Annotated in this window: 15 protein-coding genes; 13 read left to right on the top strand and 2 right to left on the bottom strand. The window is 63.7% G+C overall.

Going from position 1 to position 16,663, the window contains the following annotated elements; all coding sequences use genetic code 11:
* Positions 1-235 precede the first annotated feature (235 nt).
* From QQL87_RS28040 to QQL87_RS27985, 12 genes are all read left to right on the top strand, one after another.
* The gene (locus QQL87_RS28040) at positions 236-2,224 is read left to right on the top strand and encodes a heme lyase CcmF/NrfE family subunit (RefSeq protein ID WP_284422248.1); all 1,989 of its coding nucleotides are present in this window, start codon (positions 236-238) and stop codon (positions 2,222-2,224) included.
* 8 nt (positions 2,225-2,232) lie between these two features.
* Positions 2,233-2,769 carry a DsbE family thiol:disulfide interchange protein gene (locus QQL87_RS28035; RefSeq protein ID WP_284422200.1) on the top strand — a complete coding sequence of 179 codons (537 nt, stop codon included), beginning with the start codon at positions 2,233-2,235 and terminating at the stop codon, positions 2,767-2,769.
* Entirely contained in the window at positions 2,766-3,278 is a 513-nt protein-coding gene (locus tag QQL87_RS28030) for a cytochrome c-type biogenesis protein (protein WP_284422199.1), read from the top strand. Before QQL87_RS28035 ends, QQL87_RS28030 begins: the two co-directional genes overlap by 4 nt.
* Positions 3,275-4,594: a c-type cytochrome biogenesis protein CcmI gene (gene ccmI, locus QQL87_RS28025; protein WP_284422198.1), complete on the top strand. Its 1,320-nt coding sequence runs from the start codon at positions 3,275-3,277 to the stop codon at positions 4,592-4,594. The genes QQL87_RS28030 and ccmI overlap by 4 nt, the downstream gene beginning before the upstream one ends.
* 63 nt (positions 4,595-4,657) lie before the next feature.
* On the top strand, positions 4,658-5,311 hold the full coding sequence (locus QQL87_RS28020) for a response regulator transcription factor (protein WP_284422197.1): 654 nt from the start codon (positions 4,658-4,660) through the stop codon (positions 5,309-5,311).
* Between the two features lie 4 nt (positions 5,312-5,315).
* Entirely contained in the window at positions 5,316-6,686 is a 1,371-nt protein-coding gene (locus QQL87_RS28015) for an ATP-binding protein (protein ID WP_284422196.1), read from the top strand.
* A gap of 204 nt (positions 6,687-6,890) precedes the next feature.
* Positions 6,891-7,259 carry a hypothetical protein gene (locus tag QQL87_RS28010; RefSeq protein WP_284422193.1) on the top strand — a complete coding sequence of 123 codons (369 nt, stop codon included), beginning with the start codon at positions 6,891-6,893 and terminating at the stop codon, positions 7,257-7,259.
* A 99-nt stretch (positions 7,260-7,358) separates the two neighbouring features.
* The gene (locus QQL87_RS28005) at positions 7,359-7,751 is read left to right on the top strand and encodes a FixH family protein (RefSeq protein ID WP_284422192.1); all 393 of its coding nucleotides are present in this window, start codon (positions 7,359-7,361) and stop codon (positions 7,749-7,751) included.
* 83 nt (positions 7,752-7,834) lie between these two features.
* Positions 7,835-9,262, top strand: a complete 1,428-nt coding sequence (locus QQL87_RS28000; protein WP_284422191.1) for an efflux RND transporter periplasmic adaptor subunit — start codon at positions 7,835-7,837, stop codon at positions 9,260-9,262.
* Positions 9,259-12,444: an efflux RND transporter permease subunit gene (locus QQL87_RS27995; RefSeq protein ID WP_284422190.1), complete on the top strand. Its 3,186-nt coding sequence runs from the start codon at positions 9,259-9,261 to the stop codon at positions 12,442-12,444. The genes QQL87_RS28000 and QQL87_RS27995 overlap by 4 nt, the downstream gene beginning before the upstream one ends.
* A 38-nt stretch (positions 12,445-12,482) precedes the next feature.
* Positions 12,483-13,019, top strand: a complete 537-nt coding sequence (locus QQL87_RS27990; RefSeq protein WP_284422189.1) for a Spy/CpxP family protein refolding chaperone — start codon at positions 12,483-12,485, stop codon at positions 13,017-13,019.
* 150 nt (positions 13,020-13,169) lie between these two features.
* A complete protein-coding gene (locus QQL87_RS27985) occupies positions 13,170-13,841 on the top strand; it encodes a Spy/CpxP family protein refolding chaperone (RefSeq protein ID WP_284422188.1) in 672 nt (223 codons plus the stop codon).
* A 260-nt stretch (positions 13,842-14,101) separates the two neighbouring features.
* On the opposite strand, the gene QQL87_RS27980 is transcribed toward QQL87_RS27985, so the two are convergent.
* Together QQL87_RS27980 and QQL87_RS27975 are read right to left on the bottom strand one after the other, a co-directional pair.
* Positions 14,102-14,803 (bottom strand): VIT1/CCC1 transporter family protein, encoded by a 702-nt coding sequence (locus QQL87_RS27980; RefSeq protein ID WP_284422187.1) that lies wholly within the window; start codon positions 14,801-14,803, stop codon positions 14,102-14,104.
* Positions 14,804-15,225: 422 nt separating this feature from the next.
* A complete protein-coding gene (locus QQL87_RS27975) occupies positions 15,226-15,792 on the bottom strand; it encodes a cytochrome b (protein ID WP_284422186.1) in 567 nt (188 codons plus the stop codon).
* 165 nt (positions 15,793-15,957) lie between these two features.
* On the opposite strand from QQL87_RS27975, the gene QQL87_RS27970 reads away from it, so the two are divergent.
* Entirely contained in the window at positions 15,958-16,632 is a 675-nt protein-coding gene (locus tag QQL87_RS27970; RefSeq protein ID WP_284422185.1) for a DUF4010 domain-containing protein, read from the top strand.
* Positions 16,633-16,663 lie beyond the last annotated feature (31 nt).

Here is a 16,663-nt window from a genome sequence, read left to right as displayed (position 1 = left end):
CATGTGAAGGTATCAGCGCGCATCCCTCGCCCAGCAATACACTTCGTCGCAAGACACTCCATCATATCGCTCACCGAAGAGCCCATGCGACTGAGTTGCACTTACACTACGACGCACGTCGAATGATCATCATCATTCGGTACGAATGATGCCTTATTCGGCGCATTGAGTGTCAACTCATCACAGACACTTGATAGTTAGTCGCAGGAATATTCGCTGCGGTCGGGGAGCCAACATGACAGCGGAGGCCGGATCCTTTGCACTCATTCTCGCGCTCGTCGTGTCTCTGGTGCAGTCGATCGTTCCGTTCGCCGCGCTGCGTCGCCAGTCCGCGATGATCGCCGGCTTCGTTCGTCACGCCGCCCTGACCCAGTTTTTGTTCGTCGCGATCGCGTTCGCATGCCTGACGTCGCTATTCGTCCACTCCGACTTCTCGGTACAGGTCGTCGCAGCCAATTCGCACACGCTGAAGCCGCTGCTCTACAAGATCTCTGGCGTATGGGGAAACCACGAGGGATCCATGCTGTTGTGGGTCCTGATCCTCACGGTGTTCGGCGCGGCGGTTGCACTGTTCGGGACGAACCTGCCCGACAGGCTGCAGAGCAACGTGCTTGGCGTCCACGGCATGATCGGCCTTGGCTTCCTGGCCTTCATCGTCTCGACCTCGAATCCGTTCGCGCGGCTGATCGATGCTCCCCTTGAAGGCAACGGGCTCAATCCGATCCTGCAGGATCCCGGTCTCGCATTTCATCCGCCGTTTCTGTATCTGGGCTATGTCGGCTTCTCGATGGCTTTCTCATTCTCGGTTGCCGCGCTGATCGAGGGCAGGGTCGATGCGAGTTGGGCCCGCTGGGTACGGCCGTGGGTACTGGCGGCCTGGTGCTTTCTCACGATCGGAATCACGCTCGGGAGCGCATGGGCCTACTATACGCTCGGCTGGGGCGGCTGGTGGTTCTGGGACCCAGTCGAGAACGCCTCCTTCATGCCGTGGCTTGCGGGGACAGCGCTGCTGCATTCCGCCCTGGTGGTCGAGCGTCGGAGCGCGCTGCAGAGCTGGACGATCCTGCTGGGGATCGTGACCTTCTCCTTGAGCCTGATCGGCACTTTCCTGGTGAGGTCCGGAGTACTCACCAGCGTTCATGCCTTCGCACAGGACCCGTCGCGCGGCGCATTCATCCTGGCGCTGATCCTGCTGGCAACCGGCGGAGCACTGACGCTTTATGCGATCCGGGCGCCAGCCCTGAAGCACGGCGCATTGTTCGCGGCCGTCAGCCGTGAGAGTGGCCTCGTGCTCAACAATGTGCTGCTGACCGCAGCCGTGGCCACCGTCTTTCTCGGCACGTTCTACCCGCTGATCGTCGACATGCTGGGCAACGACAAGATCTCGGTCGGCCCGCCCTACTACAATATGACATTCGTTCCCATCATGGTCCCGCTGCTGCTCGCCATGGTGATCGGCCCGGTGCTGAAGTGGAAGCGCGATCTGCTCGTCACGGCGCTGCAGCGGCTCCGCCTGGCCGGAGGGCTTGCGGCATTCGTCGTCGTTGCCGTTCTCATTGCGACGTTCGGGCAGCGTTTCCTGGTCGCGTTGTTCTTCGGCATCGCCGTTTGGCTCGTCGTCGGCTCGCTGATGGTCCTGATTCATCGCGTGCGACTCGGCCCGGCGACCCCGCTGGCGACCTCGCTCAGCCTCGCGCGCACCACCCCGCTCGCGGTCTACGGGCTGGTGCTGGCCCATGCTGGGATGGGCGTCACCGTCGCCGGCATCACGGGAATGACGGCGTGGGCCAGCGAAAAGGTGCAGATGCTGCGGCCGGGCGAGAGCCTGCAACTCGCTGGCTACGACATCAAGCTGCGCTCGATCGGAAAGTTTCCAGGCCCCAACTACGAAGCCGAGCGGGGTGTGTTCGACATCACGCGCAACGGCAAGCCGTTCACGCAGCTGTCCAGCGAGCGCCGCTTCTATCCCGTCCGGCAGCAGATGACCACCGCCGCGGGCATCCGCACCAACCTGATCTGGAACGTGTACGTGACGCTCGGCGATCCCGACGACAAGGGCGGCTGGGCGGTGCGCTGCTACTATCATCCTCTCGTGCCGCTGGTCTGGATCGGCGCGCTGATGATGGCCTGTGGCGGCTTCATTTCGCTGGCCGACCGGAGACTGCGCGTCGGCGCGCCGCGCCGGGCGATGCGGGCCGTGCCGACTGCCGTTCCCGCCGAATAGGACGAGACATGCCGCGCCTTCCTTATCTCATCCCCGTCGTGGCCTTCGCCGCCCTGGCCGTCGGGCTGGCGTTCAGCCTGACCAACGATCCCCGGCGGATGCCCTCGACTCTCATCGACAAGCCGACGCCGCGCTTCCAGCTCGCATCGCTCGACGGCAAGAGTGCCGGTCTTGCCAGTACCGATCTGCAAGGCGACGTCCTGCTGCTCAACGTGTTCGCATCCTGGTGTCCCGGGTGCCGCGTCGAGCACCCGATGCTGCTCAAGCTCGCAGAGAGCGCCGCAATCCCGATCTACGGGCTGAACTGGAAAGACGATCGGAACGACGGCAAGCGCTGGCTTGCCAAGCATGGCAGTCCCTATGCACGTGTCGGCTCCGATGAGTCCGGCCGGACCGGCATCGATCTCGGCGTGACCGGCGTTCCCGAAACCTTCGTGATCGACCGGGCCGGGCGGATCCGCTTCCGCTATCCCGGCCCGCTGACTGAGGATGTCTGGCGTGAGGATTTCGAGCCGCTGCTGAAGGCGCTCAGGAGTGAGTCATGAGCGGCCGGCAGATCAGGCGCCTGGTCGAAGCGCTGCTCCTCACCTCGCTCGTGTTGACGGCGATATGGTCGCCGTGCCGTGCCGTGTTGCCCGACGAAATGCTGCAGGACGAAAGGCTGGAAACACGCGCGCGCGCGCTGGGCCAGCAATTGCGCTGCGTCGTGTGTCAAAATCAGAGCATCGACGATTCCAACGCACCGTTGGCCCACGACCTGAGGGTCCTGCTGCGCGATCGCCTGCAGGCCGGCGACAGCGATCAACAAGCGGTCGACTTCCTCGTCGCGCGCTACGGCAACTTCGTTCTGCTCAGGCCGCCGTTGCAGTGGAATACGATTCCGCTTTGGATCGGTCCGTTCCTGGCGCTGCTCACGGCGGTCATCGTCTTTGGCCGTTACATGCGCCGCGCGGCTGGCAATGCGACATCTCCCGAGGCAGGGCCTGCTGCGCCGCTCAGCGCCGACGAACTCAAAGCCATCGAGGTGATCCTCGATCGACGGAGCCTTTCATGATGCTTTGGCTGATCCTGACGGCGATGATTTCCGTGGCCGCCGTGCTCGTCTCGGCGCCCTTCATCCGCGGCTACGAGCGGAGACAGCTGGCCTCGGCGCGGGAAATCGCCGTCCACCGCGACCAGCTCCGCGAGATCGAGAACGACACCACGCGCGGCCTGATCGACAAGTCGGACGGCGAGACCACGGCCAATGAGATCAGGCGGCGCATTCTCGCCGCGGTCGCCGCCGAACAGCCGCCAGCCGCCTCCCTCACCAGCTCTGAACGAAAGTTCGCGCTCACGGTCGTCACGACGACGGTGGTGTTCGGCTCCGTCGCTCTGTATGCGCTCGTCGGAAATCCGGATGTACCCGCAGCCGGGCCGGGCCAGGCCGCCAGCAGCACCACCGCAAGGTCAGTCGGCGAGGCGCGATCCGACGCCGGCACCCAGGCCATTGCCACGCTCGAGCAGATGACCGGGCAGGACGGACGCGACCGGCCGCAGCAGAGCAGCGGACTGCCGCCGGTCGAGGAGATGATCCAGCGTGTCCAGACCAGACTGGAGCGCAATCCACGGGATGCCGACGGGTGGCGCCTGCTCGGCTGGTCGTTGTTCAACATCGAGCGTTTTGCCGAGGCGGCACAGGCCTACGGGCGCGCCACCGAACTGCGGCCCGGCTCGGCCGAATATCGCAGTGCGCGAGGCGAAGCGCTGGTGCGGGCCGCGGACGGCACCGTCACGTCAGACGCTCACGCGGATTTTGACGAAGCCCTCAGACTCGATCCCAAGGACGCGCGCGCTCGCTTCTTCATCGGCGTCGTGAAGGAGCAGGAGGGAGACAAAAAAGGTGCGATGGCCGACTGGACAGCCATCGTCTCGGAGGCCGATCCGAACGAACCGTGGCTGCCCGATCTCAAGCAGCGGCTGGATGCGCTTCGCCGCGAGCTCGGAGAGAATGACAGCTCGCCCTCGCCTGTTCGGCCTGACCTTTCCGCCGAGCGCATGCAACAGCTGCTGCGCTCCGGACAGACAGCCGCGAGCGAGACGGCCGAACCGCACGGCCCCCGAGCCGCGGACATCCGCAAGGCGGAAATGATGTCCACGGATGACCGCAACCTGATGATCCGCGGCATGGTGGACGGCCTTGCGGCACGGCTCGAGCAATCACCAAGAGATGCAGAAGGCTGGATCAAGCTGATCCGCTCGCGGGTAGTGCTGGGCGAGGTCGAGGCGGCGAAGCAATCGCTGCAGCGCGCCCTGTCGATTTTCGCAGAGGACGTCGCCGAACGCACGCGCATCGCCGACACCGCGAGGCAGCTCGGGATCAATCCATAGCGTTCGGGGCCGATCCGCGTCTCGGCATCGTCGGCCTCCTTCTGCAAACCGGAGTCGTGGCAAATGCGCATTCTGCTCATCGAGGACGAGCCCGTCTACGCCGAGCGCATCAAGGAAAGCCTGGCCGACGCCGGCTTCGAGGCGGATCTCGCGACCGATGGCAGGCAAGGCTGGATGCTGGGCAATAGCCAGCCCTATGATGCCGCGGTGCTCGATCTCGGTCTGCCGTGCATTTCGGGCCTCGACGTGCTGCAGCGCTGGCGCCATACGGGACACACGCTGCCGGTGCTGATCCTGTCCGCGCGCAGCGGCTGGGCCGAGCGCGTCAACGGTCTCAACGCGGGCGCGGACGACTATCTGGAAAAGCCGTTCAAGACCCAGGAGCTCGTCGCACGGGTCAAATCGCTGCTACGCCGGGTCAGCAACAGACCTGAGGCGGTGCTCCGTCTCCGTCAGATCGAATTCAATCCTGCGGCAGGCTCGGTCAAGAAGGACGGTGAGATTGTCGATCTGACCGCACTCGAGTTACGTGTCCTCGAACTCCTCATGCGCCGCGCCGATCATATCGTGTCGCAGACCGAGCTGCTGGACCACATCTATACCGGCAACGATCATGGCGACTCCAACACCGTCGAGGTCTACATTGCCCGGCTCAGGAGAAAGCTGGGACGCGACTGCATTCGTACCATCAGAGGCATGGGATATCGCTTCGGATAGAACAATGTTCCGTCGCAATTTCCGGGCCCGAATGATGGCCGTCGCCGCGATCTGGATTTCGATCGTCTCGTTCTCCAGCGGACTCGGGCTGTCGATCATCATTCGCCGTGTCGTCGAGGCGCACATCGATCATGACCTGCTTGATCATGCCCGCGAGCTCGTCGATCTCGTCGAGCTCGATGCCGCGCAGCGGCCAATCATCACCCGTCATCTGAGCGACCCGCGTTTCTCCCCTGCCCGGTCCGGCATGTATTGGCAGGTCATTCTGCAGAACGGCAACAGCGCGCGTTCGCCGTCGCTGCAGGATGATCTCTTTCTTTCATTGCCCCCCGACCAAGATCGCGACGGATCCCCGAGCACCATGGCGGCGCTCACGAATATGGAGGGGCCGACTGGGCCGCTGCGCATGATTCGAACCGTCAGCGAGCCGTCTCGTCTCGGGCAACCGGTGGAAGTTCGCATCGGTGCGGATGAGCGGCTGATAAGCGACGAGATGCAGCACCTGAATCGGACGCTGGTGGCGATGCTGGGCTTCATGGCGCTCGCCATGGTAGGCACAGCCTACGCACAGGTCGTCTACGGATTGCGGCCACTGCAACGCATGGGTCGCGCCATCATGGACGTGCGCAGCGGCAAGACCACCCGCCTGCCCGAGGACCTGCCGGGGGAAATCATGCCGCTGGTGACCGAGTTGAATGGAATGATCACGGCCAATCTCACGATGGTCGAGCGCGCCCGCGGGCTCGCGGGCAATTTTGCACATGCGCTGAAGACACCGCTGGCCATTCTCGACGAGGAAGCAGCGCGGCTGAGGGCGTCCGGCCAGGAGCATCACGCGCGAGCCCTCTCCGAGCAATGCTCGCGAATGGCGCTGCTGATCGACTATCAGACAGCGCGCGCCAAGGCGTCCGGAATCGCAAATGCGGGCGCGTGCTCGCTGTTGGCAGACGTCCTGAGGAGCGTCATCAACACCTATTCGCGATTTGGTCCGGGGCACGAGCGGCGGTTCGAGGTTGAAGGCCCGACCGACCTCGTCGTGGCCTGTGACTCCAACGATCTGACCGAGCTGATCGGAAACCTGCTCGATAACGCCGCCAAATGGGCGCGCGACCGCGTCGTGATTGCGATCGAAGACCTCGATAGCACCGTTTTGATCACGGTGGAGGACGATGGGCCGGGCATTCCAGTCGAACATCGAACCCGCGTGTTCGATGTGGGCACGAGACTGGACGATACGAAGCCGGGGACCGGGCTCGGTCTCGCGATCGCCCGCGACTTGATCAGCCTCTATGACGGTCGACTGTGGATCGAGGATTCGAGAATGGGGGGTGCCGCTCTCAAGCTCGTGCTGCAAAAGAAGACCAGCTCAAGCTGATTCTAACTCGGCTCCTTCTGGCACCACCTCGCCTCAAATACTCCCATCTTGCAAATTACCCCATGGGGGTATATTCGTCCATGGGCGACCTGGCGAGGTAGAATGGCTTCGGTCACGATTTCTTGAGCGGGATCAAGGATCTGCGTCCGTGCCGGAGTATGCTAATTGAGTAGCGCTGCGGCCCGAAAGGTAAGTCGATTCACGATGCGGCTCGTCCGTACCCTCCTCGCGTTTGCGATCGCCGTCTCGCTGGCGATGCTGCCGCTCGGCGCGTCCGCCGCCGGCTACGCGGCGCCGTCGGGTGAGATGCGCGCGACGATGCACATGACGGCCGGCGATGACATGTCGATGGACGATTGTTGCCCGGACGGCATGAAAGGGACGACTTCCCACAAGGACGGCGACAAGTGCCGGATGGGCTTCTGCTGCGTCGGCGGGGCTCTCGCACTTGGTGAAGTACGCGTCCTCGGCTTCGAGTTTTTCTTCCTGCCGGCGAGCAAGATCGCCATTCCCGCGGATCAGGTGATGTCCTACCGCGGCGGCAGCCCTCCCTTCCGCCCTCCTCGAACCTGATCTCGCAGACCCGGACGCGCGCAGCACGGCTGCGCGCGATGACGGCTGACGTGTGCGCCCATGGCGCCACGGCCGAGATCAGATCATGAGGACAGGACAATGCTTTCCAAATTCGCGACCGCGGCTTTCGCCGCAACCCTTTCGCTTGCCGCTTCAGCGGCGATGGCGGGCGCAGGCGACTACACGTTCGAGCCGGTCAATCCGGAGATGAAGAAGGGTGACGACGTCACGCTCGCCGTCCGTCTGACCAACAAGCAGACCGGGAAGCCGGTACCGGATGCGGTGATCTTCAAGACCCGCGTCGACATGGCGCCGGACGGCATGGCCGACATGGAATCGGCAGTCTCGCCGCTCCCGTCCAAGGAGCCTGGCGTCTACAACTTCAAGACCGATCTGCCGATGGCCGGCCGCTACCAGGTCACGCTGTCCGCGAAGGTGCAGGGCGAGACCGAGACCGTCACCGGCAAGGTGATCGTCAAGGCGACGAAGTGAGCCTCCGGGCGCCGCCCGGCGGCGCCCGGACTTCTCTCACCCATTCACATGGACGCGCGCCCTGAGCGCGCGGGTAGCACATCATGAACACGCAGCGTCTTTTGACGGCACTCGCAATGATGGCCGGCATGGCCCTCGGTGCCATTTGGTACGCGAAGGGCGAGCATTGGTCCGTCCATGCTGAAGCACCCGCAGCCGCGTCCGCGGGCCGAACTCCGCTCTATTTCCGCGATCCGAGCGGCGCGGCGCTATGGTCGGCCGGCCCCAAGAAGGATGAGCGCGGGCGCGACTACCTGCCCGTCTACGACGACGATCAGCCCGCCCCCGAGCCGGAGAAGCCGAAGCAACAAGCGGACTCATCGCGCAAGATCATCTACTACCGGAACCCTATGGGCCTGCCCGACACCTCGCCGGTGCCGAAGAAGGATCCCATGGGGATGAACTACGTGCCCGTCTACGAAGGCGACGACGTCGATGACGGCGCGGTGAAACTCTCACCAGGCAAGATTCAGCGGACCGGAGTGAAGTCGGAGCCCGTCGAGCGGCGCACCGTCCGGGTCTCGGTGAAGGCTCCCGGCACGATACAGTTGGACGAGCGCCGCGTGTCCGTGATCGCCATGCGGGCCGAGAGCTTTGTCCAGAAGATCGCCGACGTGACCACGGGCAGCCGCGTCAAAGCGGGCCAGCCGCTGATGGACATCTACAGTTCGGCGGTCGCTTCCGCCGCCGCGGAGTATCTGGCGACGATCACGTCCAGGACCGTCGGGGGCGTTGAGATGTACGGCCGCGGGTCCCGGCAGCGGCTGGTCAATCTCGACGTACCGGAATCGGTGATCGCGGAAATGGAACGAACACGGGTCGCGCCCGTCACCATCCGCTGGTCCGCGCCGCGCGACGGGATCGTGCTCGAGCGCAACGCGATCGAGGGCATGCGGGCCAATCCGGGCGACGTGCTGTTCCGCATCGCCGACACCTCGGTGGTATGGGCCTTGGTCGACGTTGCCGAACGCGATCTCGGCAACATCGCCGTGGGTCTGCCCGTGACGGTCCGCGCGAGAAGCTTTGTCGGTCGCACCTTCGCCGGCAAGATCGCCGTCGTCTATCCGCAGGTGAACCGCGACACCCGAACCGTTCGTGTCCGGATCGAGCTCGCCAACCCCGACGCGGCGCTGCTGCCCGACATGTATGTCGATGCCGACATCGACACCGCCGATCCCGCGCCGGTCCTGGCGGTCCCCGACAGTTCCGTGCTCGACACCGGCAGCCGCCAGGCCGTCCTTGTCGACAAAGGCGAAGGGCGCTTCGAGCCCCGCGAAGTCAAACTGGGGCGCAGAGGCGGCGGCTACGTCGAGGTGCGGGACGGTCTAGCCTCCGGCGAAGCCGTGGTCACCTCCGCCAACTTCCTGATCGATGCGGAAAGCAACCTGAAGGCGGCGCTGAAGGGCTTCGCCGAAGCCGGCGCCTCCCAGTCCGAAGGCGCTTCGCACAGCGATATGGGAGAACACAAATGATCTCCCGCATCATCGCCTGGTCGGCCCGCAACCTGCTTCTGGTGCTGTTCGGCACCGGCTTCGCGGCCGCTGCCGGGCTCTACGCCCTGGTCCGACTTCCCCTCGACGCGATACCAGACCTCTCTGACACGCAGGTGATCGTCTACACGGAATACCCGGGCCAGGCCCCGCAGGTGATCGAGGATCAGGTCACGTATCCGCTGACGACCGCCATGCTGACGGTCCCGAAGTCGAAGGTCGTGCGCGGATTTTCGTTCTTCGGAGTGTCATTCGTCTACGTGATCTTCGAGGATGGGACGGATATCTACTGGGCGCGCTCGCGGGTGATGGAGTTTCTGAACGGGGCCGCCTCCCGGCTTCCGGCCGGAGTGACGCCGACGATCGGCCCCGACGCGACCGGCGTCGGCTGGGTCTATCAGTACGCCGTCATGTCAAAGGAGCTCAATCTCGCCGAGACGCGCACCATCCAGGACTGGACGCTGAAATTCGCGCTGGCCAAGGCCGAGGGCGTCGCCGAGGTCGCCAGCATCGGCGGCTTCGTCAAGCAGTACAACGTGGTCCTCGATCCGCAGCGCATGCGGGACCGCGGGATCAGCATGCAGAAGATCCGGGAGGCGATCCGTGCTTCAAACGCGGACGTCGGCGGCCGGACCGTGGAGCTGTCCGAGTTCGAGTACGTCATCCGCGGCAAAGGCTATATCAAGAGCATCAACGATCTCGGCAATATCGTCCTGAAGTCCAGCAACGGCACGCCGGTGTTGTTGCGTGATGTCGCCACCGTCGAGCTCGGTCCTGACGAGCGGCGTGGCATCGCCGAGCTCAACGGTGAAGGCGAGGTCGCGAGCGGCATCGTGCTGCAGCGCTTCGGGGTCAACGCCCTCGACGTCATCGAGAACGTCAAGAAGCGCTTCAAGGAAATCGCGAGCAGCCTGCCGAAGTCCGTCGAGATCGTCCCGGTCTACGACCGCTCCAACCTGATCTACGCCGCCATCGACACCCTCAAGCATACGCTCCTCGAAGAGAGCATCGTCGTGGCGCTGGTCTGCGTGGTCTTCCTGCTGCACGTCCGCAGCGCGCTCGTCGCCATCCTGATGTTGCCGGTCGGCGTGCTGATGGCGTTCGGCGCCATGAAGCTGCTGGGGCTGGGCTCCAACATCATGAGCCTCGGCGGGATCGCAATCGCGATCGGTGCCATGGTGGATGCCGCCATCGTCATGATCGAAAACGCGCACAAGCATCTGGAACGAGCGAAGCCGGATCAGTCGCGCGTCCAGATCCTGATCGAAGCGGCCTCAGAAGTGGGGCCGGCGTTGTTCTTCAGCCTGCTGATCATCACCGTGTCGTTCATGCCGATCTTCACCCTGGAGTCTCAGGAGGGACGGCTGTTCAGCCCGCTGGCGTTCACCAAGACGTTCTCCATGGCCGCGGCGGCGCTCCTCTCGGTGACCCTGGTGCCGGCGCTGATGGTGATCTTCGTCCGCGGCAGGATCGTCCCGGAGCACAAGAACTTCATCAACCGTTTCCTGATCTGGATCTACCGGCCGGTCATCAAGAGGGTGCTGCGCGCCAAGACCCTCGTGATCCTCGCGTCGTTGGCGGTCCTCGCAGTTACGGTCTGGCCGGCCCGTCAGCTCGGCACCGAGTTCATGCCTGCGTTGAACGAGGGCACCCTGCTCTACATGCCGACGACGCTGCCGGGCATCTCGGTCACCAAGGCAGCCGAGCTGATGCAGATGCAGGACCGGATCATCAAGTCCTTTCCGGAGGTCGCGTCGGTCTACGGCAAGGCGGGACGGGCGGCGACTGCGACCGATCCCGCGCCGACGGAGATGTTCGAGACCGTGGTCAACCTGAAGCCGAAGGAGCAGTGGCGACCGGGCGTGACTGTCGACAGCCTGATCGCCGAGATGGACAAGGCGCTGCAGTTTCCCGGTGTCTCCAACGCCTGGACCATGCCGATCAAGGCACGCATCGACATGCTCTCCACCGGCATCCGCACCCCGATCGGCGTGAAGGTAATGGGCACCGACCTGGTCGAGATCGACCGTCTTGCCAAGCAGATCGAGCGCGTCCTCAAGGCCGTGCCAGGGACTTCATCTGCCTACGCAGAGCGAGGCATCGGCGGCTACTATCTGGAGATCACGCCAGACCGGGAGGCGCTCGCCCGTTACGGACTCCTGATCCAGGACGTCCAGGATACCATCGCCGCGGCGCTCGGTGGCCAGACGGTCACGACGACGGTCGAAGGCCGGCAGCGGTTCGCCGTGAACATGCGCTATCCGCGCGACCTCCGTGACAGTCCGAAAGCCATCGCCAGCGACATCCTCGTGCCGATGCCGGCGGGGGGCGCCGTGCCTCTGGGAGAAGTGGCGAGGATCGAGCCCGCACGCGGGCCGACGTCGATCCGGACGGAGAACGGGCAGCTCGCCACCTACATCTATGTCGACATCCGCGATCGAGATATCGGAGGCTACGTCGCCGACGCACAGCGCGCGGTCAACGACAGCATCCAGTTTCCCGCCGGCACCTACGTGGTCTGGAGCGGCCAGTACGAATATCTGCAGCGGGCCGCCGCACGGCTGAAGGTCGTAGTGCCGGTCACTCTGACCATCATCTTCCTGCTGTTGTACCTGAACTTCAGGGCGATGACAGAGACCTTGATCGTGATGCTATCGCTGCCGTTCGCGCTGGTCGGCGGCATCTGGATGATGTGGTGGCTGGGCTTCAACCTGTCCGTCGCGGTGGCGGTCGGATTCATCGCGCTCGCCGGCGTCGCCGCCGAGACCGGCGTGGTGATGCTGATCTATCTCGATCACGCGTTGGCCGAGGTGAAGGCCAGGCGCAGTGTCGAGGGGCGCGCTTTGACCCGACGAGATCTCCATGATGCGATCATGGTGGGCGCCGTCGAGCGCGTTCGACCGAAGATGATGACCGTGGTTGCCATCATGGCCGGCCTTCTGCCGATCATGTGGAGCACCGGCACCGGATCCGAGATCATGCAGCGCATCGCCGTGCCTATGATCGGCGGCATGATCTCGTCGACGCTGCTGACGCTGATCGTCATCCCGGCGATCTTCGGCCTGGTGAAGGGGCGAGGGCTGCCGCCCGGCGAGCAGCCGGTCGCGGACCATCCCGTTGACACGGCGGCGGACGTCACGCGCGCGCCGCAAGCCGCAGCGTAGGACAGTTGGTTCTTTTCCGAAAAGAGGAGGTGGACGTCATGAAATCAGTCGTTTTGGTCACTGCCTTGCTGGTCCCGGTGCTGGCCTGGGCACAGACGCCGTACGCCGGCATGCAGTCGCGGCAGGTCAAGGCACTCTCCGAGCAGCAGATCGCAGACCTCCAGGCCGGACGCGGCATGGGTCTCGCGCTCGCCGCCGAGCTCAACGGCTATCCGGGCCCCTCTCATGTCGTCGAACTCGCGGACCAACTGGGATTGACTGCCGAGCAGCGGAGCAAGGTCCAGGAGATGTTCTCCGCGATGAAGACCGAGACCACTCCGATCGGCAACAGGTTGATCGAGCAGGAGAGCGATCTGGATCGTCAATTCGCGGAGCGAACGATCACGGCCGAGAGCCTGAGGTCGACAACAGCGGCGATCTCGACGACGCAGGGACAGCTCCGCCAGACCCACCTCAAATATCACCTGCTCACCGCCGCGGTCCTCGATAAGGCCCAGTTGGAGAAGTACGCCGAGCTGCGCGGGTATACGGCCGAGAGTCCGGCAAAACAGCACGACCACCAGCGCCACCACTAGGAGACACGACTTGAAGAAGACGATCCTTGTCTGTGCCGTAACCTTCGCTACGGCCCCCTGCCGCGGCCATCCCCCTGGTTGACCTGAATCAACTCGCATCAAGCGGCGAGGGTCACAATCCATTCAATGCCAGACCTCAGGAGGACTACGATGCGAAGTCCAACGCTTGCAGCAGCCTTGCTGCTCACGATCGTCGGCAATCCCTCTTTCGCGCAATCACCTGCCGAGCATCAGGGCCATCATCTCGACCAGAAGGAGGCACCGGCAGCCAAGGAGCCGGCGGCTCCGGAGCCGCCGCGCGGCGCAGGATCGTCCCAGGGCATGAACCGTGGGGGCATGACGAACATGATGGGCAGTAACATGTCGATGTCGGACATGCCGCGGATGATGGGCATGATGCGGCAGTCCGGCGACGGCATGGAGACGATCGACCACGTGGAGGGACGGATCGCCTTCCTCCGGACAGAGCTCAAGATCACCGACGCCCAGGCGCCGGCCTGGAACGCGTTTGCCGACGCGCTGCGGGCCAACGCCAAGGCCCTCGGCGAGTTGCGGACATCGATGATGTCTCAGGCCGAGTCCGGATCTGAGACTTTGGTAGACCGGCTGAGTTGGCAGGAGAAGTGGTTGGCCGCCCGGCTCGAGGCCACGCGTGCGATGAAATCCGCGTTGATCAATCTCGTCGCCGGCTTTTCCGACGAGCAGAAGACGACCTCTGACGATCTACTCGCGCCGCAGATGGGCATGATGCCGATGATGTCAGCCATGCGGAGCGGAGCCATGATGGGCATGGCAATGAGGCCAGGCAAGCCGATGCATTAGGGCCTTGCGGACCCCGACGACGCCGGATGACTACACCGTCTCGGCCCCCATCGCAGGCAAGGTTCTGAGGATTTCGCATCCGCTCGGCGAACACGGACCGTCGCGGCACGTCGGCGACGAGGGTGTCGCCAACCAGACCGTCATCGCGCTGATGCAGCCGACATTGCCAAGCTTCATCGACATGCGCTCGCGCGACCAGCTTCAGGCGGAAGTTGCGGCCGCCGACGCATTGCCAGCGTCGCAGAGGCATCGACCGTGCCTCAAACGACAGCTCCAAACAACTTTCCGATGCCTGCGGTGAGACCCAGGGCGAAGGCTCCCCAAAATGTCACGCGAACGGTGGCGCGCGGAATGTTCGCTCCGCCTGCCTTCGCGCCGATCGCCCCCAGCACAGCGAGGAAAGCGAGCGAAGCCGCGGAAACGATCGGAACCAGCGCATTTGCGGGCGACACGACGACCATCAACAAGGGCATGGCGGCCCCAACCGAAAACATCATCGCAGAGGTCAGCGCGGCCTGGACAGGCCGCGCTGCGGTGATCTCCGAAATTCCCAGTTCGTCTCGGGCATGAGCCGTCAACGCGTCTTTCGCCATCAGCTGCTCGGCCACCTGCCGCGCGAGGGGCTCATCGACACCTCGCTTGACGTATATCTCGGCAAGCTCGTCGCGCTCAAATGTCGGGTTGTCGCTCAACTCCTTGCGTTCCCGTGCAAGGTCGGCCTGCTCCGTATCCGACTGCGAGCTGACGGAGACATATTCACCGGCGGCCATCGACATCGCTCCAGCGACCAATCCCGCGACACCCGCGATCAGGACGTCGTTTCGTGTCGCTGCTGCGGCAGCGACACCGACGATCAGGCTCGCGGTGGAAATGATGCCGTCATTGGCTCCCAGAACGGCCGCTCTGAGCCACCCGATCCGGGCAACCAGGTGGCTTTCAGGGTGGACGTGAAGACGGCTCATGCTTTTCTCCTGATAATGCCTTGGAGCTTAGCCACTGCCACGGTACTCAAGAATGTCCCAGACTTCATGACATTCCGTTGAAGCAATTCGGAGCCGATCGAGGTCACCATCGGCGGGCTGTCCTGACGGACGCCGGTCAGGTGCACGTCAACACCGCGCAGGCGAGTGCACCTTGGCAGTCCATCGATCGGCATTGGGCGCCACGGTTGTATCCTTCAATCTGCGACGCTCTCAAACGTGCCCATTCGCCTGTGATGCTGACGCGGTACTCCGGCATCGGTCAGCTTCCCGGCAATGCGTCCTGGGACTGGCAATCAGAAGCATGAGCAGAGCGATTGATCAGATCGTGAAGGCCGAGCGTTCGGCCGCGGTCGTCGAAACGTCCGGACCATCCGTCGTGCCCTACAGCCGTGTCGCGTGCTCTAATTGTCCGAATGAGGCAGCATGCGCATCAGCGTCCGATCGCGGAAGATCCAGTGATGGATCAGCGCAGCCGCCGCATGCAAGGCGGCCAGGACGACGAGGGCATGGGCGAGAAGCTCATGAACTTCCTTGACGTTGTGAGCGAACACGCGGTCCTTTGTCCATGGCGACGCGATCTCGGAGATGCCAAACAGCAGCAAGGCATCACCCCGCGCAAATTGCAATACGATTCCAACGACAGGCACGGCAAACAGCAGCGCATAGAGAACGTAATGCGCGACACGTGCGGCCGGATCCTGCCACTTTCCCATCCAAGTCGCGAACTCGGTCACTTCGGATGGCGGAGAGGGATCGGCCAGCCGCCAAACCAAACGCACCACCAGTAGCGCGAGGATCACGATCCCGGCCGTCGCATGGACGAACAGACCCGACTCACGCGGTGCCCCTTTAGGCAGCACGTCACCGAAGACGCCAAGCGCCCAGGCGACGGCCACGAGAACGACCGTGAGCCAATGCAGAGCCTGAGGAATCGCGCCGTAGTTCCTCGCGGAGTTGAACAGCTGCATCTCGAAATCCTCTCGCCGCTATATACCTTTTGCACGAGCGCGCCTCGTTGACGTGGATCAACCGCTCGTACCCGATCGTCCTTTTGGACCATACGGTGGGCTAAATTCGCACTCGATCTGGATTGTCGCGATACTCATGATGGCGATCAGCGTGCAGTACGTATATTGGGCGCCAGACTTGGACTTCCGGTCGCCGGCCTCGCTTCGGGCTTCATTTCGAGCACAGCAACCATTGCCGCGATGGGAGCTTGTGCGGCCAAGGCCAAGGAGGTGCTCGCCGCTGCCGTTGCCGGCGCCGTGTTGTCCACGATAGCGACCATCATTCAGATGGCACTCGTTCTGGCGATTACGAGCATGACGACGTCGCTATCCCTTGCAATTCCTCTGACGATCGCCGGAATGGCTGCCTTCGCCTGTGGCGCGGCATTCACCGTGCTCGCGCTGCGACGGACAACGGACGTCGAATTGCAGGGAGGCCGCGCGTTCAGTCTTTGGACGACACTCGTGTTTGCAGTCACGCTCTCCATCATTCTCGTCGCATGCGCCGCGCTGCAAGTTCGATTCGGCGAGAACGGCATCATCTTCGCTGCGGCCATTGTTGGCCTCGCCGATACGCATTCCGCTGCGATATCGGTCGCTTCGCTTGTTGCGTCGGGAAAGCTCACGGCCGCTGATGCGCTCCTTCCGATTCTGGCTGGGCTTTCAACGAATACGATGAGCAAGATCGTTCTTGCCACCACGAGCGGCGGACGTTCCTTTGCTGTTCGCGTCGTCCCGGGGTTGATCTTGGTTGCTTTAGCTGCATGGGCTGGTGCACTTTACGGTCAGGCGGCCGGCTGAGAACAAGACGGGCTTGGATGTGCCCGGATTT

Source organism: Bradyrhizobium sp. SSBR45G, assembly GCF_030159255.1.
GTDB lineage: Bacteria > Pseudomonadota > Alphaproteobacteria > Rhizobiales > Xanthobacteraceae > Bradyrhizobium.
Note: the sequence above shows the minus strand (reverse complement) of the source record. Positions and strands in the feature narration are given on the sequence as shown.

Excerpts from the sequence above, each read along its gene's own strand:
- QQL87_RS27980 (WP_284422187.1), bottom strand. The coding sequence starts at position 14,803 with ATGAGCCGTCTTCACGTCCACCCTGAAAGCCACCTGGTTGCCCGGATC.
- QQL87_RS28005 (WP_284422192.1), top strand. The coding sequence starts at position 7,359 with ATGCTTTCCAAATTCGCGACCGCGGCTTTCGCCGCAACCCTTTCGCTT.
- ccmI (WP_284422198.1), top strand. The coding sequence starts at position 3,275 with ATGATGCTTTGGCTGATCCTGACGGCGATGATTTCCGTGGCCGCCGTG.
- QQL87_RS28030 (WP_284422199.1), top strand. The coding sequence starts at position 2,766 with ATGAGCGGCCGGCAGATCAGGCGCCTGGTCGAAGCGCTGCTCCTCACC.
- QQL87_RS28000 (WP_284422191.1), top strand. The coding sequence starts at position 7,835 with ATGAACACGCAGCGTCTTTTGACGGCACTCGCAATGATGGCCGGCATG.
- QQL87_RS28040 (WP_284422248.1), top strand. The coding sequence starts at position 236 with ATGACAGCGGAGGCCGGATCCTTTGCACTCATTCTCGCGCTCGTCGTG.
- QQL87_RS28020 (WP_284422197.1), top strand. The coding sequence starts at position 4,658 with ATGCGCATTCTGCTCATCGAGGACGAGCCCGTCTACGCCGAGCGCATC.
- QQL87_RS27995 (WP_284422190.1), top strand. The coding sequence starts at position 9,259 with ATGATCTCCCGCATCATCGCCTGGTCGGCCCGCAACCTGCTTCTGGTG.
- QQL87_RS27990 (WP_284422189.1), top strand. The coding sequence starts at position 12,483 with ATGAAATCAGTCGTTTTGGTCACTGCCTTGCTGGTCCCGGTGCTGGCC.
- QQL87_RS28015 (WP_284422196.1), top strand. The coding sequence starts at position 5,316 with ATGTTCCGTCGCAATTTCCGGGCCCGAATGATGGCCGTCGCCGCGATC.
- QQL87_RS27975 (WP_284422186.1), bottom strand. The coding sequence starts at position 15,792 with ATGCAGCTGTTCAACTCCGCGAGGAACTACGGCGCGATTCCTCAGGCT.
- QQL87_RS28010 (WP_284422193.1), top strand. The coding sequence starts at position 6,891 with ATGCGGCTCGTCCGTACCCTCCTCGCGTTTGCGATCGCCGTCTCGCTG.
- QQL87_RS28035 (WP_284422200.1), top strand. The coding sequence starts at position 2,233 with ATGCCGCGCCTTCCTTATCTCATCCCCGTCGTGGCCTTCGCCGCCCTG.
- QQL87_RS27985 (WP_284422188.1), top strand. The coding sequence starts at position 13,170 with ATGCGAAGTCCAACGCTTGCAGCAGCCTTGCTGCTCACGATCGTCGGC.